Source organism: Rhizobium sp. P44RR-XXIV (assembly GCF_001999485.2).
Taxonomy (GTDB): domain Bacteria; phylum Pseudomonadota; class Alphaproteobacteria; order Rhizobiales; family Rhizobiaceae; genus Rhizobium.
The window spans coordinates 537076-563633 of the sequence record NZ_MPVZ02000028.1 but is presented as its reverse complement, the minus strand read 5'-3'; the positions used below and the strand labels follow the sequence as shown (position 1 = coordinate 563633).

General features: G+C 59.7%; 27 protein-coding genes and 1 pseudogene. 17 read left to right on the top strand and 11 right to left on the bottom strand.

Annotated features, from left to right (window positions below; genetic code table 11):
• Positions 1-72: 72 nt before the first annotated feature.
• On the top strand, positions 73-780 hold the full coding sequence (locus BSK43_RS19845) for a YafY family protein (protein ID WP_136687128.1): 708 nt from the start codon (positions 73-75) through the stop codon (positions 778-780).
• Positions 781-903: 123 nt separating this feature from the next.
• Here the strand turns inward: BSK43_RS19845 and BSK43_RS19840 are convergent, their stop codons facing one another.
• On the bottom strand, positions 904-3453 hold the full coding sequence (locus tag BSK43_RS19840; RefSeq protein WP_077468784.1) for a methyl-accepting chemotaxis protein: 2550 nt from the start codon (positions 3451-3453) through the stop codon (positions 904-906).
• Positions 3454-3785: 332 nt separating this feature from the next.
• Between BSK43_RS19840 and BSK43_RS19835 the strand changes: the two genes are divergently transcribed.
• Genes BSK43_RS19835 through mobB form a run of 3 tightly spaced genes read left to right on the top strand, consistent with a single transcriptional unit; the run spans position 3786 to position 5885 of the window.
• A complete protein-coding gene (locus tag BSK43_RS19835) occupies positions 3786-4697 on the top strand; it encodes a DMT family transporter (RefSeq protein WP_077468785.1) in 912 nt (303 codons plus the stop codon).
• 10 nt (positions 4698-4707) lie between these two features.
• Positions 4708-5358, top strand: a complete 651-nt coding sequence (gene mobA / locus BSK43_RS19830) for a molybdenum cofactor guanylyltransferase MobA (RefSeq protein WP_077468786.1) — start codon at positions 4708-4710, stop codon at positions 5356-5358.
• Entirely contained in the window at positions 5355-5885 is a 531-nt protein-coding gene (gene mobB, locus BSK43_RS19825; RefSeq protein ID WP_077468787.1) for a molybdopterin-guanine dinucleotide biosynthesis protein B, read from the top strand. The genes mobA and mobB overlap by 4 nt, the downstream gene beginning before the upstream one ends.
• Before the next feature lie 48 nt (positions 5886-5933).
• On the opposite strand, the gene BSK43_RS19820 is transcribed toward mobB, so the two are convergent.
• On the bottom strand, positions 5934-8396 hold the full coding sequence (locus BSK43_RS19820; RefSeq protein ID WP_077468788.1) for an OmpA family protein: 2463 nt from the start codon (positions 8394-8396) through the stop codon (positions 5934-5936).
• A gap of 370 nt (positions 8397-8766) precedes the next feature.
• Between BSK43_RS19820 and BSK43_RS19815 the strand changes: the two genes are divergently transcribed.
• The 8 genes and pseudogenes from BSK43_RS19815 to BSK43_RS19780 all read left to right on the top strand — a co-directional run bounded on the left by BSK43_RS19815 (position 8767) and on the right by BSK43_RS19780 (position 14356).
• Positions 8767-9549 carry a transporter substrate-binding domain-containing protein gene (locus BSK43_RS19815; protein ID WP_077468789.1) on the top strand — a complete coding sequence of 261 codons (783 nt, stop codon included), beginning with the start codon at positions 8767-8769 and terminating at the stop codon, positions 9547-9549.
• Positions 9550-9667: 118 nt separating this feature from the next.
• The gene (locus tag BSK43_RS19810) at positions 9668-10471 is read left to right on the top strand and encodes an ABC transporter permease (protein WP_077468790.1); all 804 of its coding nucleotides are present in this window, start codon (positions 9668-9670) and stop codon (positions 10469-10471) included.
• A complete protein-coding gene (locus tag BSK43_RS19805) occupies positions 10468-11298 on the top strand; it encodes an ABC transporter permease (RefSeq protein WP_077468791.1) in 831 nt (276 codons plus the stop codon). The genes BSK43_RS19810 and BSK43_RS19805 overlap by 4 nt, the downstream gene beginning before the upstream one ends.
• Before the next feature lie 185 nt (positions 11299-11483).
• Complete coding sequence (locus BSK43_RS19800) at positions 11484-11750, top strand: aspartate-semialdehyde dehydrogenase (protein WP_068387476.1); 267 nt, start codon at positions 11484-11486, stop codon at positions 11748-11750.
• 150 nt (positions 11751-11900) lie between these two features.
• Positions 11901-12725 carry a class I SAM-dependent methyltransferase gene (locus tag BSK43_RS19795; protein ID WP_077469363.1) on the top strand — a complete coding sequence of 275 codons (825 nt, stop codon included), beginning with the start codon at positions 11901-11903 and terminating at the stop codon, positions 12723-12725.
• A 130-nt stretch (positions 12726-12855) separates the two neighbouring features.
• Positions 12856-13548 carry a glutathione S-transferase family protein gene (locus BSK43_RS19790; protein ID WP_077468792.1) on the top strand — a complete coding sequence of 231 codons (693 nt, stop codon included), beginning with the start codon at positions 12856-12858 and terminating at the stop codon, positions 13546-13548.
• Positions 13541-13883: pseudogene (locus BSK43_RS19785) on the top strand (metalloregulator ArsR/SmtB family transcription factor). Before BSK43_RS19790 ends, BSK43_RS19785 begins: the two are co-directional and overlap by 8 nt.
• Entirely contained in the window at positions 13880-14356 is a 477-nt protein-coding gene (locus BSK43_RS19780) for an SRPBCC family protein (protein ID WP_077468793.1), read from the top strand. The pseudogene BSK43_RS19785 and the gene BSK43_RS19780 overlap by 4 nt, the downstream one beginning before the upstream one ends.
• A gap of 17 nt (positions 14357-14373) precedes the next feature.
• On the opposite strand, the gene BSK43_RS19775 is transcribed toward BSK43_RS19780, so the two are convergent.
• From BSK43_RS19775 to BSK43_RS19760, 4 genes are all read right to left on the bottom strand, one after another.
• Entirely contained in the window at positions 14374-15174 is an 801-nt protein-coding gene (locus tag BSK43_RS19775) for an ATP-binding cassette domain-containing protein (RefSeq protein ID WP_077468794.1), read from the bottom strand.
• A gap of 10 nt (positions 15175-15184) precedes the next feature.
• Positions 15185-16021 carry an aliphatic sulfonate ABC transporter permease SsuC gene (ssuC, locus tag BSK43_RS19770; protein ID WP_077468795.1) on the bottom strand — a complete coding sequence of 279 codons (837 nt, stop codon included), beginning with the start codon at positions 16019-16021 and terminating at the stop codon, positions 15185-15187.
• 23 nt (positions 16022-16044) lie between these two features.
• Positions 16045-17220, bottom strand: a complete 1176-nt coding sequence (ssuD, locus tag BSK43_RS19765; protein ID WP_077468796.1) for an FMNH2-dependent alkanesulfonate monooxygenase — start codon at positions 17218-17220, stop codon at positions 16045-16047.
• A gap of 204 nt (positions 17221-17424) precedes the next feature.
• Positions 17425-18393: an aliphatic sulfonate ABC transporter substrate-binding protein gene (locus BSK43_RS19760; RefSeq protein ID WP_077468797.1), complete on the bottom strand. Its 969-nt coding sequence runs from the start codon at positions 18391-18393 to the stop codon at positions 17425-17427.
• A 269-nt stretch (positions 18394-18662) separates the two neighbouring features.
• On the opposite strand from BSK43_RS19760, the gene BSK43_RS19755 reads away from it, so the two are divergent.
• Complete coding sequence (locus tag BSK43_RS19755) at positions 18663-19535, top strand: NAD(P)-dependent oxidoreductase (protein WP_077468798.1); 873 nt, start codon at positions 18663-18665, stop codon at positions 19533-19535.
• A 54-nt stretch (positions 19536-19589) separates the two neighbouring features.
• Here the strand turns inward: BSK43_RS19755 and BSK43_RS19750 are convergent, their stop codons facing one another.
• From BSK43_RS19750 to BSK43_RS19740, 3 genes are all read right to left on the bottom strand, one after another.
• Positions 19590-20078: an Lrp/AsnC family transcriptional regulator gene (locus BSK43_RS19750; protein WP_068388031.1), complete on the bottom strand. Its 489-nt coding sequence runs from the start codon at positions 20076-20078 to the stop codon at positions 19590-19592.
• A 66-nt stretch (positions 20079-20144) separates the two neighbouring features.
• The gene (locus BSK43_RS19745) at positions 20145-20777 is read right to left on the bottom strand and encodes a uracil-DNA glycosylase family protein (protein WP_077468799.1); all 633 of its coding nucleotides are present in this window, start codon (positions 20775-20777) and stop codon (positions 20145-20147) included.
• The gene (locus tag BSK43_RS19740; RefSeq protein WP_077468800.1) at positions 20774-21349 is read right to left on the bottom strand and encodes a thermonuclease family protein; all 576 of its coding nucleotides are present in this window, start codon (positions 21347-21349) and stop codon (positions 20774-20776) included. Before BSK43_RS19740 ends, BSK43_RS19745 begins: the two co-directional genes overlap by 4 nt.
• 123 nt (positions 21350-21472) lie before the next feature.
• On the opposite strand from BSK43_RS19740, the gene BSK43_RS19735 reads away from it, so the two are divergent.
• The gene (locus BSK43_RS19735) at positions 21473-23002 is read left to right on the top strand and encodes a HAMP domain-containing sensor histidine kinase (RefSeq protein ID WP_077468801.1); all 1530 of its coding nucleotides are present in this window, start codon (positions 21473-21475) and stop codon (positions 23000-23002) included.
• A 17-nt stretch (positions 23003-23019) separates the two neighbouring features.
• Here BSK43_RS19735 and BSK43_RS19730 read toward each other — a convergent pair whose 3' ends face one another.
• The gene (locus BSK43_RS19730; RefSeq protein ID WP_077468802.1) at positions 23020-23412 is read right to left on the bottom strand and encodes a diacylglycerol kinase; all 393 of its coding nucleotides are present in this window, start codon (positions 23410-23412) and stop codon (positions 23020-23022) included.
• Positions 23413-23597: 185 nt separating this feature from the next.
• Positions 23598-24614: a nicotinate-nucleotide--dimethylbenzimidazole phosphoribosyltransferase gene (cobT, locus tag BSK43_RS19725; protein WP_136687126.1), complete on the bottom strand. Its 1017-nt coding sequence runs from the start codon at positions 24612-24614 to the stop codon at positions 23598-23600.
• Between the two features lie 128 nt (positions 24615-24742).
• Between cobT and BSK43_RS19720 the strand changes: the two genes are divergently transcribed.
• Genes BSK43_RS19720 through BSK43_RS19710 form a run of 3 tightly spaced genes read left to right on the top strand, consistent with a single transcriptional unit; the run spans position 24743 to position 26458 of the window.
• A complete protein-coding gene (locus tag BSK43_RS19720; protein WP_077468803.1) occupies positions 24743-25519 on the top strand; it encodes an adenosylcobinamide-GDP ribazoletransferase in 777 nt (258 codons plus the stop codon).
• 19 nt (positions 25520-25538) lie between these two features.
• Positions 25539-25760 carry a DUF1289 domain-containing protein gene (locus BSK43_RS19715; protein WP_077468804.1) on the top strand — a complete coding sequence of 74 codons (222 nt, stop codon included), beginning with the start codon at positions 25539-25541 and terminating at the stop codon, positions 25758-25760.
• Entirely contained in the window at positions 25757-26458 is a 702-nt protein-coding gene (locus BSK43_RS19710; protein ID WP_077468805.1) for a TIGR02281 family clan AA aspartic protease, read from the top strand. The genes BSK43_RS19715 and BSK43_RS19710 overlap by 4 nt, the downstream gene beginning before the upstream one ends.
• Positions 26459-26558: the final 100 nt, after the last annotated feature.

The following is a 26558-nucleotide window of genomic DNA, read 5'->3' as shown; positions in this document are numbered from 1 at the left end:
TTCTGCGGCTTCGAAGACCCTCTTGTCGCACAGCCCTGCTGCCACCATACTGTCAGCAGGAGTAACCATGCGATGCGCCGTGCCGACCGACTGTTTCAGATTATCCAGATTCTGCGCCGATCAACCCGACCTGTGACGGCCAAGGCGCTGGCAGCGGAACTGGAAGTTTCGAAGCGCACTGTTTATCGCGACGTCGCCGACCTGATCGGCCAGCGGGTTCCCATCGAAGGCGAAGCAGGGCTCGGCTACGTGCTCGCCACCAGCTACGACATGCCGCCGCTGATGTTGGCGCCCGACGAACTGGAGGCGGTGGTGCTGGGCGCGCAGTGGGTCGCTGGCCATTCCGACAAGGCGCTTGCCAATGCGGCGCGCGATGTGGTCGCGAAGATCGCCGCCGTCGTCCCCGAGCGCCTGCGTCTCTTCATCCTCGAGCCGACCGTCGGCGCAAGACCGACCTTCGGCAAGCCGGAAGAGCGTGTCGATGCCTCGCTGCTCAGATCGGCAATCCGCAACGGTGTGAAACTGCGGCTCCGCTACAGCTCCGAGGCGAGCGACGAGACCGAGCGAACCGTGTGGCCAGTGATCCTCGGATATGCCGAGACGAGCAGTCTCTTGGTCGCCTGGTGTGAACTGCGACAGGGTTTCCGGCATTTCCGCACCGACCGGATCATTGGGGCCGAGATACTCGAAGAACCCATCGGCTTACGCCCAGGCGAATTACGTCGCCGTTGGCAGCGCTGGCGCGAAGAGCAGGTCCGGAAATCCCCGGGATTGCTATGACCTCAGCCTGAAGGCAAGTGCCGCGCCATAGCTCAATCCATTAAATGACAACCAGAAATGAAAAGCGCCGGGCCAATGGCCCGACGCTTTCAAATACTTATGCTTACTTTCTAATATTTAGCTTTAGGCAGCGCGATAGCGAGCCTCGGTGGCATTGTAGTCTTCGTACCCCACATCGCCCTCGCCTGTGCGGAACCGATCAATCTTCTCGGAAAGCGTATCGACGCGCTGACGCAGACCGTGAATCTCGGCGTTGTTCTCCTCGACCATTGCCGCATTCCGCTGGGTAATCAATTCCACTTCGGCGACGGCACGGGTCACTTCCTCGATGCCGGTCGACTGTTCCGATGTCGCAGAAGAAATGTCCGAGACGAGCCTCTGAACGCCGGTAACGTGGCTGATGATCTCCGCCAGCGCAGCGCCGGTCTGCTCTACCAGGCGGACACCGTTCTGCACCTGGGTGGAGCTCGCCGAGATCAACCCCTTGATTTCCTTTGCCGCATTGGCACAGCGCTGCGCCAGCTCGCGCACTTCCTGTGCCACCACGGCAAAGCCACGACCCGCCTCGCCGGCACGCGCCGCCTCGACGCCTGCGTTCAATGCAAGAAGATTGGTTTGGAAAGCGATCTCGTCGATGACGCCGATAATGGTGGCGATCTTTTCGGACGAGCGATTGATCTCGCTCATGGCACCGACAGCCTTGGCAACCACTTCGCCGGACTGGGTCGCATAAGCCTGCGTCTCGTTGACCGAAGTCGCCGTCTGCCGTGCGCGGTCTGCCGTCGAGCGGACAACGTCGCTCAGACGATGGAGAGCCCGTGAGCTTTCCTCGAGAGCGGCCGCCTGTTGCTCCGTGCGCCGCGCCAGATCATCAGCCGACATGGCGAGGTTGCCGGTGCCGCCCTTGATCTCCTCAGCGGTATAGCGAACATCCGTCAGCGTTTCGCGCAGCGCCTCAATGGCGTGATTGTAGGTGAAGGCCATTTCGACGAAGTCGGCCGAAAGGTCTTCCCGCATGCTTTCTTCCAGGTTGCCGTCGGCAAGCTTTGAGAGAACATCGGCCAGCGCGTTCAGGGCCTGCTTCTGTTCAGCCTCGATACGGGCACGCTCGGCGGCGCGGCGCGAGGCCTCTTCCGCTGACAGAGCACGGGCGCTCTCCGCTTCGCGCTCCAGCCGGACGTTTTCCAGCGCAGCATCGCGGAAGACGCTGACGGAGCGCACCATGTCGCCGATCTCGTCGCCGCGATTGCGTCCATCGATCGCCACGTCCAGATCGCCGCTCGCAAGCCGCGTCATGACCTCTGACACCCGCTTCAGCGGTCCGCGCAGGGTTTCCACCAGCATCAGGCCGCCGACGATGGCGAGCAGCGTGCCGAGGATCATCGCGATCACGGAGACATTGGCCGAGCGCTCGCTGTCTTCCTTGCCGATTTCCTGTGCCTGCGCGACAAAGCTGCGAAGCGACGTCATAGCATCGGCCAGCAGGGCGTTGGACTGGACGCGTGTCGTTTTCCAATCGGCTGCCGTCTGCAACAAGTCGGCCGAACCGTTGGTAAGGCCATCGATCAGCGGCTGCACATGAGCGGCAAAATCACGCATGGTGGCATTGGTCTGCCCGAGCGCGGAGATCTTCGCGGCTGCGACCTGCAGATCCTTGAGATCCGCCATCACGGGTTCGCGCGAAGCAGCATCACGAACATTCTCCATGCGCGAGGCATGCAGTGTTAGGCGATCAACTATGCCCAGAGCCTCGTCGACATGGTCGAGAAGCTCTTTCTGACCGTCGATGATCTTGTCGAGGCTCACGAAACGATCGGCGGCAGTATCGCTATTCTTGGCCGATTGCAGCGTCATCTCGCCTTCGATCTTCACGAAGCTCTGCAGGATCGGCCCCATCGCCTCGACCTTCTGGTCGGGCGTACCGGAGCTTTTCAGGACGGCATCGAGCTTGTCGGCGGCATCGGAGGCATTGCTGACGAGCGCCGCGCCGCGCTTGGAGACCAGAGCCTTCGATACCGTCACCTGCTTCAAGATGGCGTCGGCATAGGTGCGCGCATCGGAAATCTCTTCAGTCGAGTCGGCCGCCATCTGCACCTGGATGCGCAGATTGCTCATCTTTTCCGACAGGCCCTTGTAGGCCGCTGCATCGTAGAGCAGTTCCTTGGCGAAGGTTTCCTTGTCGCTGAAATCCTTGCGGATGATATCGATCTGCTTGCCGGCGGCCTTGCCTGTCGCTTCGATGTTCTGCACAGCCTTGCGGATTGTCTCGACGTCGCTGTCCTGCTTTTGCCGGATGGACCAGAGCGTCGCTTCCTGCGTGCGCATCTTGGCGGCGAGCTCGGCGACGGTAGTGATCTTGTCGCGCTGGTCATCGCTCAGCAGCCCGCTCAGGCGGTGTACGCCCTGCTCCTGCGCATCGATCTTGTCGGCGAGCGCCTGGCGCGTCTCCTCCGACGGCCCAGCTGTGAATTCCTGAAGGGCGGCCTGCAGATTTTCGAAATCGCTGATGTTTTCGATCGTTGCGCGCGTCACGGTCATATGACCGTTCAGAATATTGGCCGTGTGATAGCCGACTAGGCCGACACCGGCGATAAGAACCACCAAGGGCACTACGAAGATGAGGACCTTGGTAACAATCCGGCGGCTTTGCAAAAGACGATCAATGAAAAACATGCGGCGCCCCAAATGGATCTAATAAGTATCCGGCGATGGCGGGACGGTCATTCCTGCTGCGCTACCGTAGATGCTTCTGCCTCATGCAAAACCTCCGCGACCCTCCAGAAATAAGATTGAATAAGCATTAATCGGGGCAGCAAAAGCCGGCCGGACAGGCAAAAATCTACAACCGGTGCTTTATATCACCACCAAAACGCGAAAAATGCTCACCCGCAACAACTCTGCTGCGTTGCACAATCGAATTCGCTCGATGGCGGATGACAAGCGATTCCAATTTGCTTGAAACGGCGCTACTCCAGAACGGTATATCCGGGGACTCATCTATATCAATGCAATTGACCAAGAACACGCAGGGTGCGCTTTTGATGGCCGCATCCATGGCCGGCTTCTCCTGCAGCGATGCGCTATCCAAAGCGATCGTCGCCTCCATGAATGCGGGACAGATCATCTTCATCCGTGGTCTGTTTACGGCGCTCATTGTCTATCTGTTGGCGCGCAGGATGGGAGCGCTGCGATCCTGGAAGGTCATACTGCAACCGATGATCGCCTTGCGCATCGCATGCGAGGCGATAGCGGCCGCCACCTACATAACCGCGCTTGGCATGATGCCGATCGCCAATGCTTCCGCCATTCAGCAGGCCGTGCCGCTGGCAGTGACGCTTGGAGCAATGATATTTCTGAAGGAACCTGTGGGCTGGCGGCGTTGGTCGGCGATTTTGGTCGGCTTCATCGGCGTGCTGATCATCATCCGCCCTGGACCGGACGGCTTTACCTTGGCAGCTCTGCTGGTAACGGCCTGCATGTTTGCCACTGCCGCCCGCGATCTGGCGACACGCTGCATCGACAAGAACGTGCCCTCGCTGATGGTGACGGTGTGCACTGCGTTTTCAATTTCCATCTTCGGTGCGCTGTGCATCGTGCCCCTCGGCGGCTGGCAACCGGTAAACATGACATCGCTCCTGCAGATCCTGCTGGCATCCGTCCTCGTGCTCATCGGCTATCAGGCTGTTATCCTCGCCATGCGCACCGGCGAGATTTCCTTCGTCGCGCCTTTTCGCTATCTGAGCCTTATCTGGTCTTCCCTGCTCGGCTTGATCGTCTTTGGCGAGATGCCAGATAGCTGGGCCATCATCGGCGCCGCAATTGTCATTGCTTCCGGCATCTATACATTCTACCGGGAAAACAAACGGCGAGCTGCCGAGCGCGTTGCGCAGGAAGCGGAACCGCGCATTCCCGCTTGAGATCCTTGCCATGTCCGGCTTCATTGCCAATACCGAACTTGTTCCCGTTGTCCTGCTCGCCGGCGGCAGATCTAGCCGCATGGGCTCGAACAAGGCTTTTGCTTCGCTCGGCGGCTCAAGCCTTCTGTCACGTGTCGCCGGACGGCTCTCTGAGCGAGGGAATCATCCCGTCGCACTCAATGCGGATGCCGATTGGCCTGACGCTTTGGGCTTGAGGCTGGTTCCCGACAGAATTCCTGGAAAGCTCGGTCCTCTCGCAGGTGTGCTCGCGGCCATACAGGATACGGTTCTGCACTATCCGCAGGCCTCGCACGTCGCGACCGTGCCAATTGACAGCCCTTTCTTCCCGCTCGATCTGATCGAGCGGCTGGCGGATGCCATCCGGGGCCGCGATGAAATTGCAGTCGCCACATCGCTCGGCCGCGATCACCCCGTTTTCAGTCTTTGGCCCGTATCGGCCGCCACCGATCTTGAAAGCTGGATCGTGACCGACACGAAACGGCGGGTCAGCGATTTTCTCGCCCGCTACGAGGTCCGCCGAGTGAATTTTACCGCGATTGAAACGTCAATCGATCCTCTTGATCCGTTTTTCAACGTCAATACGCCTGATGATCTGGCCGACGCGGAAAAATGGCTGGCAGCGCTGGAAACCAAGGCATGACAAAACCCCGCCCGAAAATCTTTGGCATTGCTGGCTGGAAGAACTCCGGCAAGACCGGCCTCGCCGTCCGCCTGGTCACCGAATTTACCCACCGCGGCTACCGGATCTCCACGATCAAGCACGCACACCATGATTTCGACATCGACAAGGTCGGTGCCGACAGCTTCCGTCATCGCGAAGCCGGAGCACACGAGGTCACCATCGTCTCGGGCACACGTTACGCCATCATGCACGAATTGCGCGGTGCGCCGGAGCCTAGTTTTGAGGAAATACTGGCGCGCCTCGCCCCCTGCGACCTCGTGCTGATCGAGGGCTACAAGCGGGAACCGATCCCCAAGGTCGAGGCGCGGCGACTAGAAGCGGCCAAACGCGAGCCACTTGCCCCGCAAGACCAGCATATCGTTGCCATCGCTGCCGATCACGCCGTGGAAGATGCCGGCTCGCTTCCCGTCTTCGATCTCAACGACACGCTGGCGATCGCGGATTTCATTGCGGCTACTGTCGGTCTTCATAAGCCGGCAAAATAAAAAGGCCGCCGGCTTCCCGGCGGCCTCCATTCCTGTGTCGGCGAATGCTTACCGGTTGGAGGCAACCGGGCGCACCAGCGGCGTGATGCGCCGGATGGTGACACGGCGGTTTTCCTGCGACGGACCAGTCGTATTCACCTTCAGATATTGCTCGCCATAGCCCTGGGTGACCAGGTTTTCAGCCGGAATGCCATAGACATCGCTAAGGACATTGGCGACCGATTCCGCACGCTGGTCCGACAGGATCAGGTTGCTCTGGGCTGAGCCCACGGCATCCGTGTGACCTTCGATGAGGAAGGTTTCGGTCGGATCACGCTTGACGATTTTCGATATGCCGTCGGCAACACCACGCAAGGTGCTGGCCTGCGACATCGGAATATCGGCGCTGCCCGTCGCAAAGGTGATCGTATCAAGGTCGATACGACGGATCTTGTCACGGATACGAGCCGAGTAACGGACTTCGTTGACCGAGTAGATCCGCTCGACCGGTTCGACCGGCGGCTCGCGCAGGAAGTCGTAGTAATCGGTGTTACGGTTGGATGCCGTGTCGATGATGTACTGGCTCAGAGGAATGAGCAGGCGCATCGGCGGCAAGCGGTCGCCCGGATCGCGGAAATAGTCGTCATGATCCGGCTGATCTTCCAGTTCCGGAGAGTAGAAGAGCACATATTCGCGGCCACGCGCATCGATGCGCGAGCGCTGGATGATGTCGCCATAGCGGTTGCGAATGGTGACGATGCGATCGCCGTCGGGCCGATCGATCGTCTCGCGATAGCGATCCCGCGGCAGTTGCTCGTAGCTCGGACGCTCACCATCGCGAACGAAGCGATCACTGTCATCGTGGCGCACGACATAGGTGTTGTCGACGTTGATGACGGTACGATTGTCCTGATTGATGATGGTCTGGATCGTGTTTCCCTGCGGTGGCACGAAATCCGGCCGACGATCGATCCGGCGGCCCTGCTCGCTCGTTACCGCCTCAATTTTGACGGGCGGTTGCGGCTGGCCACCGGCTGGTACGCGCTGCGCGTCCGCGTCGGAGGTCGGCGGCTTCGTATAGGCGGGCGGCGGTTGCTGAGCCGGGTTGTTCTGCGCCTGGCCATTCTGGCCCTGACCTGCCTTCCCATGGTCACCCTGGGCACCAGGAGCGGCCGGATTCTGTCCGCCGTTCAGATGCTCTCCGCGACGAACCGCATCCTTCTGGCTGTCCAGAACGGCGCTGCCGTTTTCGACGGGAAGGATGACCGGGCCGCTGGCAGAACCCGGATTCTCGGCGATCTTCTTGCGCCGTTCCAGTTCCTGTGGCGAAACCTGCTCGGCCGGCGGCACCTGAATCTCGCCTGCGTGCTGGCCGGTACCATTTGCCGGTGCCGGTGTTACCGTACCCGGAGCGGCGGTCTCGGCGCCATTGGCTGGCTGCTGCTTGCCGGGTTGCGGCGTTGCCTGATTTTCAGGTTGAGCCGGCTGACCCTGCGGCTCGCCCTTTGTGGCCGGCTGCTGCGGATTGGCTGAAGGCTGTTGGCCCTGCTGCTGATTCTGCGGCTGCTTGCCATGCGTCTTGTCGCCCGGCTTCTGCCCCTGCTCCGTTCCGGGCGTTGCCGGGGTCGCCGGCTGGGTTTCCGGTTGAGCCTGCGTTTCCGGTTGGGTCTTCTGGCCCTTCGGAGGCTGGCCAGCAGGCGTCTGCGGCTGCTCGGCCGGCTGCTGCGCCGGCGTCTCGGGCTGGCCCTGCTTCTTCGGATGAGCATTTTGTTCAGGCTGAGCCTGCTTTGCCGGTTCCTGCTGAGTTTGCGGTTCGGCGGTGGCAGGTGCTTCCTTCTGAGCGGGCGCCGGCTGCTGGGCCTTCGGCTCAGGCTTGGCCTTTGGCTCCGGTTTTGCTTCCGGTTGTGCCTCGGCGGCAGGCTGCTGCTTCTCTACCTTCGGCTGCGGCGCCTCGGCGGGCTGCTTTGCCTCGGGCTGCTTGCCCTTCTGCTTCGGCTGCGGTGCTTCGGGCTCTGCCTCGGGAGCCGTCGCCTTTGGCTGCGGCTTTGCTTCGGGCTGGGCCTTCGGCTGCTGTTCTTCCGCCGGCTGCTGTTGCTTCTTAGGCGCGGGCGCCTCCGCAGCCGGCTCCTTGGCTTGCGGCTTCGGCTGCTCCTGGGCAGGCTGCTCTCGCTGCGCCTTCGGAGGCTGAGCTTCCGGCTGTTCCTTTGGCGGCTTCTGCTGCTGCTCGCCTTCAGGCTCGGCCTGCTTCATCTGATGCTTCGGCTCTTCGGGCTTCTGATCTTCGGGCTTCTGGCCCTGCTCGCCCTCGCCAGGCTTCTTGTGCTTGAGTTGCTCTTCTTCCGGTTGGGCCGCCGGAGCTTCCTGCTGGGCCACTTCGAAACTTGCGGTGGCAGCCGCCGCTCCGGTGATTCCGTTGTTCAGCGGCGCGATGGGCTGCTCGCGCAGTGCCGCAGCAGCCGCCGGCTCGAATACGAGCGAAAATGAAAGCAGCGGAAATGCGGCGCTGGCAAATAGTCTGGATCGCTTACCCATATGGGGTCTCCTCTTATGATCTTTGTCTGCCGAATTGCGAATCTCAGCGGTCAAGGCGATGCCTCACGATCCGGGCCATTTTTCGGTTCTCGTGAGGCTGAATCGCGGCAGGCCGCTATATGTTCCCAAACTATTAGGCAGCTGCAATTAACCCTGGCTGAATGCGCCGGACTGCTTCCGTTCAGATTCCCCCGCCACCCGTTCGGGTTGCTGCCGGATCGCGGGGCAACGATAGCCTTCGTAATTCCAGTTGCAATTTGCGAAAAAAAAAGTACGAATATCGCCTCAAGGCGGGTCACCGACCCGCTCCACTCGAGCCGGACGCCAATCAACAATAATGAGCTGCCGGCCACCAACAGAGAGGATCAATATGCGCATCTCCACTCGTCTTTTTGCCGCTGCATCCTTCGCCGCGATGTCGCTCCTCGCCGGCGCGGCTCTTGCCGATGGCGACACGATCGTGTTCGGCACGGACGCGACCTATCCGCCCTTCGAATCACTTGAAGCAGGCGGCAAATTCGTTGGCTTCGATATCGATATAGCCAATGCGCTTTGCGACAATATGAAGATCAAGTGCAGCTTCGTGAATCAGGATTTCGACGGCATCATTCCGGCCCTGCAGGCCAAGAAGTTCGACGCGGTCATCTCCTCCATGTCGATCACGCCGGAACGCGAGAAGATCGTCGACTTCACCAACAAGATCTACAACACGCCGCCGGCAATCGCCGTTCCGAAGGACTCCACCATCAAGGAAGCCACCGACGAAGCCCTGAAGGGCAAGTCCATCGGCGCCCAGTCCTCCACGACGCACGCCAACTATGCGACTGTCCACCTGAAGGACGCCGAACTGAAGCTCTATCCGTCGGCTGACGAATACAAGCTCGACCTCGGCAATGGCCGCATCGATGCTGCGATCGACGACGTTGTCGTGTTGTCGGAATGGGTGAAGTCCGACGCCGGCAGCTGCTGCAAGATGCTCGGCACGCTGAAAATCGACCCGGTCGTCAACGGCGCCGGCGCAGGTATCGCTATCCGCAAGGGCGATGCAGCGCTCAAGGACAAGCTGAACGCCGCAATCGCAGCGATCCGTGCCGACGGCACCTACAAGAAGATCCAGGACAAATACTTCGATTTCGACGTTTACGGCGACTGATCGCCCGTCGATTCCTTGGGAAAAGACGACGGCGGAAGCTTGCTCTTCCGCCGTTTTTGTTTGACAACGAAAAGAATATAAGCAGAAACGCGGCAAAAGCCGCTAGGGGAAATACAGCATGAGCGGACTGTTTTCCGCCCTTGGTTCCTTGTGGACCTGGTTGAGTATAATTTTCGACCCGTTGTGTGGTCCGGCCGGATTGTTCACAGTGTTCGGCCAGAATACGGTGCTCGCCTGTGGCGATGCGGGCTGGGGCGATGAACTGGCCGGCGGCCTGAAGGTCACAATCGCCGTCGCGGTGCTGACGCTACCACTCGGTTTGATTATCGGCTTCTTTGTCGCCCTTGCGCAGCAATCGGAAGAAAAGTCGCTGCGGCTCGCCGCCGGTGTCTTCACCACCATTTTCCGCGGCCTGCCTGAATTGCTGACGCTCTTTATCATTTACTACGGCCTGCAGATCCTGCTGCAATCGCTGCTCGCCAAATTCGGCTATGATGGTCCGATCGAGATCAACGCCTTTGCCGCCGGCATGGTCGCCTTGGCGATCGTCTTCTCGGCCTATTGCTCGGAAGTGCTGCTGTCCGCCTTCAAGGCAATTCCAAAGGGCCAGTACGAAGCAGGCGACGCGCTCGGCTTCCACCGCGTGCGCACTATGCGGCTGATCATCTTGCCCCAGCTTGTTCGCATCTCCCTGCCGAACCTCGGAAATCTCTGGATGAACCTCTTGAAGGATACATCCTACGTCTCGATCATCGGCCTCGCCGATATCATCAGACAGACGGGTATCGCCGTGCGTTCCACAAAGTTGCCCTTCACCTTCTACTCAATCGCTTGCCTCTTCTATCTGACATTAGCCGTCATCTCCTCGATCGGCCTCTTCTATCTCGATCGATGGGCCAAACGCGCGGAGGTTCGTCGATGAGCCATGCCGAAGTCCTGATTGCGGCGCAGCCTGCGCCGCCCAAGACAGCCAGGAAAATCTCCAAGTCCCGCATCGCCGGCTATTTCTTCCTGACCCTCTGGTCCGTTCTCGGCATCGCGCTATTGGCGATGATCGTGACCGGTTGGGATGTCGATAAGCTTCAGACCTACGGGCCGAGACTTGTTCATGGTCTCTGGATCACCGTCAAACTGGTCGCTGTGTCCTTTATTCTTGGTGCGATCCTGTCGCTGCCGCTCGCCTACACCCGCATGTCGAGCAACAAGATCCTGAGCACGCTGACCTACTGCTATGTCTATCTGTTCCGCGGCACGCCGCTGCTGGCGCAGATATTCATGGTCTACTACGGTTTCCCGAGCTTCCGTTGGTTCTTCGAGGATATCGGCATGTGGTGGTTCTTCAAGGATCCATTCTATTGCGGCGTCTTCGCCATGACCTTGAATACGGCCGCCTATCAGACGGAAATCGTCCGTGGTGCCATCCAAAGCGTGCCAAGAGGTCAAAGCGAAGCCGCCAGCTCTCTCGGCATCCATACATGGATCACCTTCCGCAAGATCATCATCCCTCAGGCGCTCATCGTGGCTCTGCGCCCTTACGGCAACGAGATCATCCTGCTGATCAAGAGTTCGGCGACTGTGTCGATCATCACGGTCTATGATCTCATGGGCGAGACGCGCTACGCATTTTCGCGAACCTATGACTATCAGATCTATTTGTGGGCAGCGATCTTCTACCTTGTCATCGTCGAACTCATGCGAAACGGCTGGGCGCGGATGGAAGGTCAGCTGACACGTCACCTCAAGCGCTGACGGCAAGGACAGGCGCATGCCTCGCTTGCTGGCAGCACTCATCTGTTGGCGCTGCTAACACATTGATTTTTGTGAAGAAAATTTCTTTTGCGACACTTTTGTAAAGCTTGGGTTTACCATGAGCTGTTTCCATATGTGTGTGACGTTGAGTCACGACCAAGAATGGGAACGGAAAGAGAAAGCTCATGCACGACGACATGCAAAAGCAGTTGCAAGGCTATGGGTTGACGACGGCGCAGATCCTGTACCGGCTGCCCGATCACCCTCAGTTTCTGCAGACCTACATCTGGCAGGATTATGATCTCGCCCCGAATTTCCCCGAAATGCGCGGCTTCCTGAAATTCTGGGAGGAAACGCTCGACGGCCCGCTGCATTCGGTGCGCTATGTCCATCGCAAGCTTATATCGGCGACCGAATGGCGAGCATTGAAGGGCGAGTTCATCCTGCATTAGTCTTGTCTCGGGGGCGCTGCCCCCTGAACGAACCACCAATCGGGCGGATAACGGCTATATCCGCCCTCAGAAGCCCTGATCTCGACGCAAGCATTGCAAAAGCCGGTCAAGCGCCTTAATGCCAGCGGGACAAAAGAAGGGCTGCTGATCATGGCAAAGAAGAAGATCGACGAAGACGCGCTGGCGGAAGCTTACAACCGTGCCTTGGCACTGGAAAAATCCGGCGATATCGATGCCGCCGTCAAGGCCTATGAAGAGGTTCTCGCTCTCGATCCGGAAGATCACGGCGGCGCCGCCGTCCGCATCGCTTCGATGGGACGTGGCGAAACGCCGGCAAAGGCGCCGGATGCCTACGTCGAGACCTTGTTCGACCAGCATGCCGAAGTTTTCGAAGACGTTCTGGTCGAGCAACTCGGCTATCATGTGCCGGTCCTCGTGCGCCAGCGACTGCAGGCGCTCGGCCTCGGCCCCTTCAAGCGCATGCTCGACCTCGGCTGCGGCACGGGGCTGACCGGTAGCACCTTGCGCGACATCGTCGAAGACATCACCGGTATCGACATCTCCGAAAACATGGTCGAAATCGCCCACGAGAAGGATGTTTACGAAACTCTCTTCGTCGCCGAGGTCGAGGACTTCCTCGAGGACAATGACGAAGAATCCTTCGACCTGATTACCGCCACCGATGTCCTGCCCTATCTTGGCGCGCTGGAACCGTTGTTCTTCGGCGCCGCGGAGAACATGACGCCCGGTGGCCTTTTCATCTTCTCTTCAGAGACCCTGCCGGAGGCGACCTTGGCCGGCCGTCCCTATATGGTCGGTCCGCACCAGCGCTTTGCCCATGCAGACGCCTATGTGCGCGAGCGGCTGACTGCGACCGGCTTCGAGCTGGTCGAGATCACCGATATCAATGTCCGAATGCAGGAAGGCCAGCCGACGCCGGGCCATCTGGCCATAGCGCGCCTGCTTGCCGACTGATACGACCGATAAGAACGGCAGAAATAGTTACCCAAATGGGTAACTATTTCCTTGCCTCGTTGCGCGCGAACTGTTACTTAGCAATTTAGATAAGTAATGGTTGAAAACGTGATACGAGAAAGGTAGCCGCATGTCCCTTATTCTCTACAACCATCCCCTTGCCTCCTTCTGTCACAAGGTGCTGATGGCGCTTTATGAGAATGGCACGCCGTTCGAAAATCGGGTTATCGATCTCGGCAACGAGGAATCGCGGGCCTCGCTGGCACGTCTCTGGCCTCTCGCCAAGTTTCCGGTGCTGCGCGACGAAACGCTCGACAGCACAGTTCCCGAAACCAGCATCATCATCGAATATCTCGATCGGCACTACCCGGGCGCTACGCTGCTATTGCCGGCGGATCCCACGGATGCCCTGAACGTCCGGCTATGGGATCGTTTCTTCGATCTCTATGTGCAGGAACCGATGCAGAAGATCGTCGCGGACAGACGCCGGCCTGAGGATGCTCACGACCCGCAAAGCGTCGCTGAAGCACAGGCGCTGCTGCGCACCGCCTATGGAATGATCGAAAAGCAGCTCGGCGAGAAGACCTGGATCACCGGCGCAAACCTGACCATGGCCGATTGCGCCGCAGCGCCCGCTTTGTTCTACGCCGAAACGCTCGTTCCCTTCGATGGAAGCCAACCCAGGCTGAAGGCATACTACCAACGCCTGCTCGACCGACCGTCCTTTGCCCGCGTTCTCAGGGAAGCCATGCCGTATTTCCATTTCTATCCCTATCAAGAGAACCTGCCGGCCCAATTCCGCCCGGAACAATCGCATGCTTGAAGAAGCCCAGTCGCTCGACCGGATGTTTCAAGCTTTGTCAGATCAGAGCCGGCGCGGCATGATCGACCGGCTCGGACGCGGTCCCGCCTCGGTTACCGAACTGGCGCAGCCCCTGGATATGGCGCTGCCGACGGTGATGAAACACCTGCAGGTGCTGGAGACCAGCGGGCTGGTTCTCTCGGAAAAAGCCGGCAGGGTGCGGACCTATCACCTTCGCAAGGAGGCACTGGCGTGTCGAACGCTGGATCGCCGAACGCAAGGCCTCGTGGAACAGAGCATTCGACCGGCTCGACCTCTTCCTCGCAGAGACACCGACGGAGACCGCAGGCGAATGAGCGAACGATCGACCGAACATACGACCATCACCATAGAGCGCCATTTCAAGGCGCCTCTGCCGCGCGTTTTCAGCGCCTGGGCGATCCCTGAGCAGAAGCGGCAATGGTTTGCCTGCCATGGCGATTGGACGCCTTTGGATTTTCAGCTGGATTTCCGCGCCGGCGGCAGCGAAAGCAACCGCGTCGCCTCGACGGGTGGTGTCGTCCATGCCTATCAGGCGCGCTATATCGACGTCGTCCCGAACGATCGCTTCATCTATGCCTTCGACATGATGCTGGACGACGTCAGAATTTCCGTGTCGCTGGCAACCGTCAGCTTTGGTCAGGAGCCCGGCGGCACGAAGATGACCTTCGTCGAGCAGGTCGTGTTTCTCGACGGCTATGGCGACAACGGCTCGCGACTGATGGGCACGGAGATCGGCTTCGACAATCTCCGGCTCTATGTCGAGGGAGACGAAAGCAGGCCGAACTAGACCATTTGGCGAGCGACCTAGCCGCGCGCCTCGCCAAGAATTGCGGCCAGCAGCTTCCCTTCGAGTTCCGCCAGCGCCGGATTGCCGTGACGGCGCGGATGCGGATAAGGAACGGCGAGGTCGAGCACGATCCGCCCTTCGTCCAGCACCACGACCCGATCCGCCAGATGTACGGCTTCGCTGACATCATGCGTGACGAGCACCGCGGTAAAACGAAGCTCGCGCCAGACGCGGTTCAGCAATTCCTGCATGCTGATGCGGGTCAATGCATCCAGCGCACCAAGCGGCTCGTCGAGAGCAAGCACGCCGGGCTTGCTGACGAGCGCACGGGCAAGCGCCACACGCTGCTTCTGGCCGCCGGAAAGGCTGGACGGCCATTCGCCAGATTTCTCGGCAAGTTGCACTTCGGAGAGAACCGAAGCCGTTGCGCTTCGGGAGATATCCCGGGGCACGCCCTCGCCCAGCCCGACGGCTACATTATCGGCGACCGAAAGCCAGGGCAGCAGGCGCGGCTCCTGAAAGACGATGCGGGTATTCGGTTCCGTTTCGCTACCATCCGCAGCCTCGAAACGCAGATGTCCCGCATTCGGCTCGTCGAGCCCCATCAGGATGCGCAGCAGCGTGCTCTTGCCGCAACCGCTTTTGCCGATCACCGCGACGAACTGTCCGGCCGGGATATCGAGATCGATACCGCGCAGGACCCGATTGTTGCCGAAGCTCTTTTCCAGGCCTCTGATATGGATTGCAGCCGCATCCGTGGATGACAGAGCTGTGCTTGCGGCTTGATGGCGAAGGCGATCCGGTGCGATCACGCTCATGGCATGCTCCTCAATTCTGATAGGCCGGGTTCCAGCGGAGCGCCCGGCGCTCAATGGCCCGCGCAACGACATCGGCGAGCTTGCCGAGAATGGCGTAGATCACCAGCGTCAGCACCACGACATCTGTCATGCCGAACTCGCGGGCATTGTTGGCCATGTAGCCGATACCGGACGATGCTGCGATCGATTCAGCAACGATGAGCGTCAGCCACATGATGCCGAGCGCAAAGCGCAGCCCGACGAGTATGGATGGAAGCGCGCCTGGAAAGATCACCTTCCGGAACAGCGTCCAGTTGCTCATGCCATAGACCCTGCCCATCTCGATCAGCCCGCGATCGACATTGCGAACGCCGTGATAGGTGTTGAGATAGATCGGGAAAAGCACGCCGAGTGCCGTCAGGAACAGCTTTGATTCCTCACCGATCCCGAACCAGAGGATGACGAGCGGCACCATGGCCAGATGCGGAATGGTGCGCAACATCTGCAGCGTCGTGTCGGTCAGCTGTTCCGAGAGCCGTGAGACGCCGTTGGCGATGCCGAGCAGAAAGCCGATCGAGCCGCCCACCAACAAGCCGGCAAAAGCGCGGCCGGCGCTGACGAGGATATTGTTCGGCAGCTGGCCTGATATCGTGGTCTGCCAGAAGGCGACCACGACGGCCGCGGGTGACGGCATGATGCGCGTGGAGATCCATCCGACCGACGAGCCGAGCTGCCACGCCGCTATGACGACGATGGGCAGCAGGAAGGGCAGAAACCGTTCGAAGGAGATCACCTGCCTTGCAGCCTTGGCCGGGCGAGCCCGGCTTTCGGCGCCGATGCGGATGAAGGATGTATCGAATGCCGACATGGGGATCTCCTTGGTAGGATGGCTCACGAGCCGGAAACGACTTTCAGATTGCCGCCATGGCTGCCGCCGGCAAAAATCTGCTTGGCGCCGAACTCATTGCGGAAGCCGGCGCGCTGCTCTTTGCGGTCCAGTCCAAGTTCGGGGAACAGAAGTTCCGCGACACGGTAGGCCTCTTCCAGATGCGGATAGCCCGAACCGATCACCGTTTCGATGCCGATGTCCTGATATTCGCGCAGTCTTGCCGCCACCGTCTTCGGCGACCCCACAAGCGCCGTACCGGCACCGGCGCGCACCAGGCCGACGCCGGCCCAGAGGTTCGGCGATACTTCGAGCTTGTCGCGACGGCCACCGTGGAGAGCGGCCATGCGCTTCTGCCCGACCGAGTCGGATTGATTGACGAACTGCTCCTGCGCTTCGCGGATTGTCTCGTCATCAAGCTTGGAAATCAGGTGATCGGCGGCGGCCCATGCTTCCTCATCCGTCTCACGGACGATGAAATGCAGGCGGATGCCGAAGCTGACTTCGCGGCCGCGCTTGGCGGCTGCCGCCCGGACCTTCTCGACCTTTTCAGCCACCTGTGCCGGAGGCTCGCCCCAGGTCAGGTACTTGTCGACGCGACCGACCGAGAATTCGATGCCGGCATCCGAGGAGCCGCCGAAATAAAGCGGCGGACGTGGTGCCTGCACCGGCGGTAGGCCGAGCCTTGCATTGGTGGCCTTGATATACTTGCCTTCGAATGTCGAGGAGCCCTTCTCCAGCAACTCTTCCCAGACATGGAAGAACTCATCGGCATGGGCATAACGCTCGTCATGCTCCAGATGAATGCCGTCGCCCGCCAATTCCGCCGGGCTGCCACCAACGACGATGTTGAGCAGCACGCGGCCGTTCGATACGCGATCGAGCGTTGAGGCAAGACGGGCATAGTAGGCTGGTGATGCCGTGCCGGGACGGATGGCGACCAGGAATTTCAGCTTCTGCGTATGGGCCGAAAGCGCGGCGGCGGTGACGAAGGATTCTTCGCAGGAGACGCCCGTCGGCAAAAGCACGCCGGTATAGCCGAGCCTATCGACCGCCTGCGCGATCTGCTGGAGATAACCGATATCCGGCCCACGATTGAGATCGGTCGAACCGAGATAGGTACCGTCGCCGGAGGTCGGAATGAACCACAGGAAATCGATGGGTTTTGCGGTCGCGGTCATGACGTGTTCCTGCCTTCTGGATGCGCGTGGTCGGGAGCCACTTCCCGATGCTTCGAACGGGATAGTGGCATAGACTATGGATTATATCGACAATGCAGATTTTCTATTGCCTGAGGTCTGGCGGAATATTTTTCCGCATGCGACCCCATCCAAGATCTTTTCAGACGTTGGAGGCGTGGGGAGTTCTCGACAGGCCAACTGTGCTCAGCTCGCCTTCGGCCGCCAGACGATATCGGTAACGGTCAGCTTCTTCGGAACGATGCCGAGATTGTAGAATTCATCGGCTAGTCCCTGCTGGTAAGCGATCGCGGCGTCCGTGATTGTGGAAACGCCGCCGAGGTTCGAGCCGGGGCGGGTCAACGTCACCCGCGTCACGTCGGCCGGTACACCGGTGATCTCGGCAAGCGCCGCAACGGTGTCGTCGAGATTGGACTGCGCCGCTGCACCGACCTTGGCCAGCTCGTCGATGACATCGGTGATGACTTGTGGATTGTCCTTGGTGAAATCGCCGTTTGCCAGGAAATAGCTGAAGGAGTCGACGATCCCCCTCGCCGTCGCAAGGATACGCGTATCCGGGTCGGCTTCGGCAATGGCCAGGTAAGGATCCCAGATCGACCAGGCATCGATGGCACCGGTCTTGAAAGCGGCCGAAGCATCCGGCGGAGCGAGATCGAGCGCCTGGACGTCGTTGACCGTCAGTCCGCCCTTGCGCAAGGCCTTGACGGTGACGTTATGGGCGCTGGAGCCACGCTTGAAGGCGACTTTCTTTCCCTTGAGATCGGCAAGCGTCTGGATGGGCGAATCCTTGCGAACGAGAATGGCGGAGCTTTCCGGGCTGCCCGTGTAAAGGCCGACATAGAGCAGATTGCCATTGGCTGCTTGCGCAAAGAGTGGCGGTACGTCACCGGTGGCACCGAAATCGAGTGCACCTGCCCCGAGCGCTTCAAGGAGCGGCGGTCCAGAGGTGAACTCCGACCACTCGACCGAAATCCCGCGATCAGAGAGCCGCTTCTCCAGCGCTCCCTTGCGTTTGGCGAGCGCCAGCACGCCGTTCTTCTGCCAGCCGATGCGAAGAGTGGTCGCAGCAGCGGCGCCAGCCGGACGGATGGAAGGCAACGCGAACGCAACTGCGGTGGCGCCGAGGAGGCCGAGTGTCTGTCTGCGCGAAATCATCGAAGATCCTTTTCCCTGTCGCCCTGGCGCTTCCCGTGAACGCCGGCTCATTGTCGGTAGCTAAGGATCGCAAATCCACAGATTATATCGACAAAGGATATTATGAAGTTTTCTGCGAACGTCGAAATTTGATTTCGACAAATGCCTCATTCCAGAAATGAAATTCCAAGCCAAGTGACATGGTGACAAGTTGGTCGATAAATCAGCCTTCCGTCCCTTTAGCCTTTCCGCTAAGCCTTCGAGTCAAAATCGATCATGGAGCAAGAAAAATGGCAAAGGTCGCGTTCATCGGCATGGGCGTCATGGGCTATCCCATGGCAGGGCATCTCAAGGTCAAGGGCGGGCACGACGTCACCGTCTATAACCGCACCGTTGCCAAGGCGGAGGCATGGGCCAAGCAGTTTGACGGCAAGTTCGCCCCCACTCCGGCCGAGGCGGCAAAAGACGCGGACTTCGTTTTCACCTGCGTCGGCAATGATGACGACCTGCGCTCGGTGACCACGGGCGAGAATGGCGTTCTTTCGACCATGAAGGCGGGCACCATACTGATCGACAATACCACAGCCAGCGCCGAAGTGGCGCGCGAGCTCTACGCTGCCGCTAAGGAAAAAGGCGCGGACTTTATCGACGCCCCCGTCTCCGGCGGTCAGGCCGGCGCTGAAAACGGCGTATTGACCGTCATGTGCGGCGGTGACGAAGCCGTATTCGAAAAGGCACGTCCCGTCATCGACGCCTACGCCCGCATGGTCGGCCTGATGGGTTCTGTCGGCGCCGGTCAGTTGACCAAGATGATCAACCAGATCTGCATCGCCGGCATCGTTCAGGGCCTTGCCGAAGGTATCCACTTCGGCAAACAGGCCGGACTCGATATCGAAAAGGTCGTGGAGGTCATTTCCAAGGGCGCTGCCGGCTCATGGCAGATGGAAAACCGTCACAAGACCATGAATGCCGGCAAATATGATTTCGGCTTTGCCGTCGACTGGATGCGCAAGGATCTCGGCATCGTGCTTGCCGAAGCGCGTCAGAACCAGGCCAAGCTGCCGCTAACGGCGCTCGTCGACCAATTCTACGGTGATGTTCAGGCTATGGGCGGCAACCGTTGGGACACGTCGTCCCTGCTCGCACGGCTGGACAAGAAATAATAAAAGGCGCTCAGCCGGAATAGTTTCGGCTGAGCGCCTCTGCCAGAATTGCGCTTAGTCTTCGTTCGACTTTGCATTCTCGATCAGCATGTAATCCAGCGGCAATTCCGTCGAATACTTGATCTGCTCCATCGCAAAAGCCGAGGAGACGTCACGGATTTCGATCTTGGCGATCATGCGCTTGTAGAAGGCGTCATAGGCGGCGATATCGGGAACGACAACGCGCAGCAGATAGTCGACATCGCCGCTCATGCGGTAGAATTCCACCACTTCCGGGAAATCGGCAATCACTTCGGAAAAACGCTTCAGCCATTCGATCGAGTGGCTGTTGGTCCTGATGGACACGAAAACGGTAACCTTCGTGTTGACCTTTTCCGGATCCAGCAGGGCCACGCGGCGGCGAATGACGCCGTCTTCTTCCATCTTCTGGATACGGCGCCAGCACGGTGTCGTCGACAATCCGACCTTCTTGGCAAGATCGGCCACGGCCAGAGTGGAATCCTCCTGGAGGAGGCGCAGGATTTTGCGGTCAAGACGGTCCATTTTCAGCATCCCTTCGAATTATATTCTCTCTATAGCCTATTTTCAGGACGAGAAAAGAACCATTTTTCAAGAAACCAGGATTCTCACACGTTCTTGCAATACCGGAAGCAACTCCTCCTCGAACCAGGGATGACGTTTCAGCCAACCGCTGTTGCGCCAGCTCGGATGCGGCAACGGCAAGATGGCCGGCGAGTGATTGGTCAGGAGATAACGCCGCCATTTGGCGACCGTCTCCGTCATCGACGCCATGCGCTCCTTGCCGAGATGCCATGCCTGGGCATATTGCCCGATTGTCAGGATCAGCTCGATCTGCGGCATCGCCTCCATCGCCTTCTGACGCCACAGAGGCGCGCATTCCCTACGTGGCGGCAGATCGCTGCCAGCGGCATCATAGCCGGGAAAACAAAAGCCCATCGGCAGCATGGCAAAATGGTCGGGGTTGTAGAAACTATCGCGATCGACATTCAGCCACTGCCGCAGACGGTCACCGGAAGCATCGTTGAACGGCAGGCCGCTTTCATGAACGCGCAGGCCAGGCGCCTGCCCCGCAATCAGGATGCGTGCCGTCGAGGAAAGCGTGGCGACCGGCCGCGGCTCATGCGGCAGCCGATCCGCCTCGCCCTTCGCCGGGGCGTCACGACAGAGACGGCAGGCGGCGATGGCCGAATGCAGAGCCTGCAACTCGCCCGCTCCAATCATTGCGCGCTCCATCCGACAATCCCTCGCAGATATTCAATCAGGCCCGTCATCGGATCGCCTCCCGCCGAATGCTCCAGACGCTCTTCCCGCCGGTAATCGCTCGGCCGTTCGAAATCGCCCGCCCAAACTCCGGCTTTCGCCTGCCGCGCCATCCGTTCCTCAGCGGCATAACCTCCATAAGATAATGCCATGCCATTGCGCACCATGGCGGCATTGATATCGAGGTCGCCAACCACACAAGTCACCAGCAGGCGACCATAGCGATCCCTGTCTCTTCCGCGGCATTCCGGCGCGCCGATCTTAATGATTGTGACAAGCGCCTTGCGCGCCTCTTCTCCGCATGCCCAGTCCGCACCATCACGCCGACACCGCTGCCGATATTCCGGCGCATCGATGCCCTTCAGCCTCAAACGCTCGCCATGGGCAGAAAGCGTATCGCCGTCGATCGCGTAAAATCGTCCCGTTTGAACAAGTTCTGGCCGATTATTCAACTTCAACGCGAGAAAAGCAAGAATGGCGAGCAGGGCAAATGTGACCGCGCCGTCGCGAAACAGGCGGCTTGACCGCATCACTTTCTTGCCTCCTTTCACAACAAATCCTTGGCGAAGATGGCAAACAAACCATTTCGCCGCAGTATCTTCTTAATGTTTGGCCGCTAGTCTGTAACCTCAGGAAGACTAATTTTCAACGAAACCATGAAAATCGGCGTCAGCACATCGACAGATAAAAACATCGTCGACCGATCGCGCAGTCACCGAAACCGGGCTGTGTCGAAGGCCGTGCGGCAGACCCGCGAACGCTTGCAAATTGGCCACAGCAGCAATTTCGACCGCGAGCTCATGCTCATGCACATCGATACGATGCTGCAGGGTGCAGCCGTCGTGCCGATCTTCGCAATCGTCGTGGCATCGATCGGGGTCTATCTGACCCGCGACGCGCTGATTTTCTTCTGGGCTATTCCGATCCTGACTGCGCATGCCATCAATATGATCCTCGGCAGGCGGGCGAAAAAGCAGGAGATGAGTGTCGAAAGCGCCAGGAGATGGCGGCAGATCCTGTTGCTGGGGCAATTGCTGACCGGGCTCTGCTGGGCAGTCTTCGCGATGCAGAGCTGCTCGACCTGCGGCGGCGACAGTTTCAGCCTCTACAAGGGCGCCGTCCTGCTGGTGGCGATCTGTATCACGGCAATGTCCAGCTTCATGCTGCCGCGTGCCGTGCCCTTCTGCTTTGCGCCGGCAACGGTGGCGCTGGTCGTCACGGCGATATTGACCCGCAGGCCCTCGGATATCGCCTTGACAGCGGTCGTCTCTGTCGCGGTGATCTTCTTTACCTTCATCACCAATCGCATGTTCCAGTCCAATCTGAAGATCCTCTCCTTCCAATCGGAAAAGGATGATCTGATCGCGGAATTGGAAGTCGCGAAATCCATGTCCGACGAGGCGCGCAGGCGCGCTGAAGAGGCGAACCTCGCCAAATCGCGCTTCCTCGCCTCGATGTCGCATGAGCTCAGAACGCCGCTGAACGCCATTCTCGGTTTCTCGGAAGTCATGTCCGCCGAGGTCATGGGGCCACTGAACAACGCCACCTACCGGGAATACACCACCGATATCCATCGATCCGGACAGCACCTGCTCAACCTGATCAACGAAATCCTCGATCTGTCGCGCATCGAGGCCGGCAAATACGAATTGAACGAGGAAGCCATCTCGCTGCTCGACATTGCCGAAGACTGCATCGGCATGGTGCAGTTGCGCGCGCGCGGCAAGAACATTTCCATTTCATCGCAAATCGAACCGCAGCTTCCCTCCGTCTGGGCCGATGAAAAATCGCTGCGTCAGGTGATCCTGAATCTGCTCTCCAACGCCGTGAAATTCACGCCGCAGAACGGCGAAATCACCGTCAAGGTCGGCTGGACGGCCGGAGGCGGCGAGTATGTGGCGATCAAGGACAATGGACCCGGTATTCCCGAGGAGGAGATTCCGGTGGTGCTCTCGGCCTTCGGCCAGGGCTCGATCGCCATCAAGAGCGCCGAGCAAGGCACGGGCCTCGGCCTGCCAATCGTTCAGGCCATCCTTGCCAAGCATGATGGTCAGTTCGTGCTGAAATCCAAATTGCGCGAGGGTACCGAGGTCATCGCTATCCTGCCGGCCAAGCGCGTGCTGCAAAGCCTGCCGGCCGTCGAAGATGCCCCGCTCATCGGACGGCGCAAGAAGAGCTTCGCCTGAGGCTCAGCTTCCGACAGTTACCGGAAAAACAGATGGCTGCCGATGATGTAGAGCATATAGAGGCCAGCCGCGACCAGCATGCAAAACACTGCAAATGAGCCGAGATCCTTGGCATATTTGCCGACATTAGAAATCTCCGGCGAAATCCGGTCGATGACCTCTTCAACGGCCGTGTTCATTGCCTCCACAGCAAAGACGCCGAGGAAAATCACCATGCCTATGACGATTTCACCAAAGCTCGCGCCGACGACAATCAGCAGGATCAGCGAAACTGCCGCGAAGAGCAGTTCCTGGCGGAACGCAGCCTCCTGAAGCAGTCGTTGAAAACCACCCCACGAATAACCGGCAGCGGCAAAGAAATGCCGGATCCCCGTTTCCTTGGTGACTGCTGATTTCGAAAATTCGGTCATTCTCGTTCCGCCCGTAATGCCCCAACTGCAATTTAGACGCTTTGCGAATACCGCCTTGCTCCCCATGACGCAAGCTGACAGTTTCGACCGCTTCAGGAATTCATTACAGATTTATGACGCGAACCAACAGTTCCACAGAAAAATCGGCAACGGGATGCTGTGCAGCATCCCGTTGCATTGGTCCATCAATGCTTGTTGGTGACACCGGCGCTTTCGAAGGTCGCCATGCCCGAATGGCAGGCAGCCGCCGCCTTGACGATCCCGGCCGCAAGCGCAGCTCCGGTGCCTTCGCCGAGCCGCATGCCGAGCGCCAGAAGCGGCGTCTTGCCAAGCTTTTCGATCGATCTCAGGTGCCCGGGCTCCGCCGAGACATGGCCGATCAGGCAATGATCCAGCGCCGACGGATTGGCCGCCTTGAGGATGGAGGCTGCAGCCGTCGCGACGTAACCGTCGATGATCACGGGAATGCGCTCCATGCGCGCCGCAAGAATAGCGCCAGCCATGGCAGCAATCTCGCGACCACCAAGGCGGCGCAGAATCTCCAGCGGATCGGACAGGTGATCACGATGCAATGCCACCGCCTTTTCGACGGCAGCGATCTTGCGTCTCAGCATCTCGCCTTCGGAACCGGTGCCGGGACCGACCCAATCCTCGGCCTTGCCGCCGTAAAGCGCATAGTGGATGGCTGCCGCAATCGTGGTGTTGCCGATACCCATTTCACCGATGCAGAGCAGGTCCGTGCCGCCGGCAATGGCCTCCATGCCGAAAGCCATGGTCGCGGCACAGTCGCGCTCGCTGAGCGCCGGCTCCTCGGTTATGTCGGCGGTGGGGAAATCGAGCGCCAGATCGAAGACCTTGAGGCCGAGATCATAGGCGACGCAGATCTGGTTGATGGCTGCACCGCCAGCGGCGAAATTCTCCACCATCTGCTGCGTGACGGAAGGCGGGAACGGGGTGATGCCCTGCTTCGTGACACCATGATTGCCGGCGAAAATCGCAACCAGCGGCCGGGTGACGGCCGGTGCTCGGCCGGTCCATGCGGCCAGCCAGAAGGCGATCTCCTCAAGACGGCCAAGCGCGCCCGGTGGTTGGTGAGCTGCAGCGTCGCGCTCTCGTGCCGCTACCAGTGCTCGGGCATCCGGGCCCGGAAGGTCGCGCAGCAGCGTGCGGAAATCATCGAATGGCAAGCCGGTTACGCTCATGAATGCCGTTCCTTGTTTTTTGGTCTCAAATCAGGTTCTTTGCGTGCGACTCTATTAGTCTTCGGAATCGGCGTGAACAACTCCAAAAGCGCCCGATGCCGTCGCGCGGATAGCGGGGAGAGAAAGAAATGCGGGAATACATGCGCGACACCGCGCGCGCTGTCGCCTTTTTAAGCCGCATTCCCGTGCCGACATCCTTCTTTGCGGGCTATGATGGCAAGCTGGCGCCGGTTTCCCGTGCCTTCCCCTTTGCCGGCCTGCTGATCGCCCTGCCTGGCTCCATTGTCTTCGGTTTACTGCTTGCCCTGCATGCCGATCCACTGATGGCCGCGCTCTTGGCGCTCACGATCCAGACGGTTGTAACCGGCGCCCTGCACGAAGACGGTCTCAGCGACACCGCCGATGGGTTGGGTGGCGGTAAGGATCGCGAGCGTGCTCTCGCTATCATGAAAGACAGCCGCATTGGCACCTATGGCGCGGCCGCCTTGATCCTGTCGTTCGGATTGCGTGCCGCGGCACTCGCTGCGATCGCCCGCCACCTCATGCCGTTTGACGCTGCGCTGGCGCTTCTCGCGACGGCCGCGCTCAGCCGCGGTGCGATGGTCTGGCACTGGCATGTGCTCCCCCCCGCCAAACCGGATGGGGTTGCGGCTTCCGCCGGCCAGCCGGATGGCAACGCCATGCAACTGGCGCTGATCACGGCTCTTGCCTTGGCAACCTTGTTCATCTGGTCGAGCCTGGGTATCTCGGCGCTTGTCTCTTGCCTTCTCGTCGTGGCCATCGCCACATTTTTCGTAACCCGACATGTGCGCCGAAGGCTATCCGGCCATACTGGCGACACCATTGGCGCGACGCAGCAGATTTGCGAGATCGCGTCGCTCTGTACCCTTGCCATGTGCATTTGAAGCCTCGATATATGATCCTATGCTAACACCATGCATCCTTATCTGCTCGATCGACGACATTACCGGCTATTGCTTCGGTTGCGGTCGCACCGCGACCGAAATCGGCGCGTGGATGAACTATAGCGATGATGAACGCCGCCAGCTCATGGAGATCCTCCCTGAACGCCTGACGAAAGTCGAGCGCAAGCCGCGCAGGGAAACCCGTCGACAGCGACTGGCAAAGGAGCGCAACGCCGTATGAACCGCCTGAACATCGTTCTCGCCATTCTCGGCATCGGCCTCGCACTGCTCATCTTCAACAACAACACCGGCACGACCTTCGGCATGCACAATGATGACTTTGCCCGGGTCATCTACCTCTTGCCGATCGCCTTGATGATGAGCGCCGCTGTCTGGGCAAGCCGACACACCGTCAGCCAGTCGATACGCAACCTTCTCATCTGGTTCGTCATCATCATGGCGCTGGCAACGGCCTATATCTATCGCGGCGATGCCGAGCTGGTTGGTAATCGCCTGTTCGCCGGCCTGGTGCCCGGCCATGCCGTCGTCGTCACCACGAGCGAGGGCGGCCAGGAAGTGATCCTTCACAAGCGCTCGAACGGGCATTTCGAGGCGCGAGTGATCATCAACGGGCAGCCGATAGATATGCTCATCGACACCGGTGCCAGCACGATCGCACTTTCACAGGAAGACGCCGAACGCGTCGGCATCATCCCCGAAAACCTCACCTATTCCATGACGGTGCTGACCGCGAACGGCCGTGCCAGCGCCGCTCCCGTCGAGCTCGGCTCGGTGGCAATCGGCCCGATCAAGCGTCGTGACGTCAAGGCGAGCGTGGCCGAAGCGGGCAAGCTCGACCAGAGCCTGCTCGGCATGAGCTTCCTCGAGACTTTGGGATCGATGCAGATGCAGACCGATGAGCTGCGGCTGCGGGACTGAGCCAAGCCAAAGACAGATGTCGATAGTTCGGTTGCGATCGAAGCATTTGGCGGTGTAGTCATCTTAGATAGCGGCAGAACCGAACCGCTTGAAAAGTGAA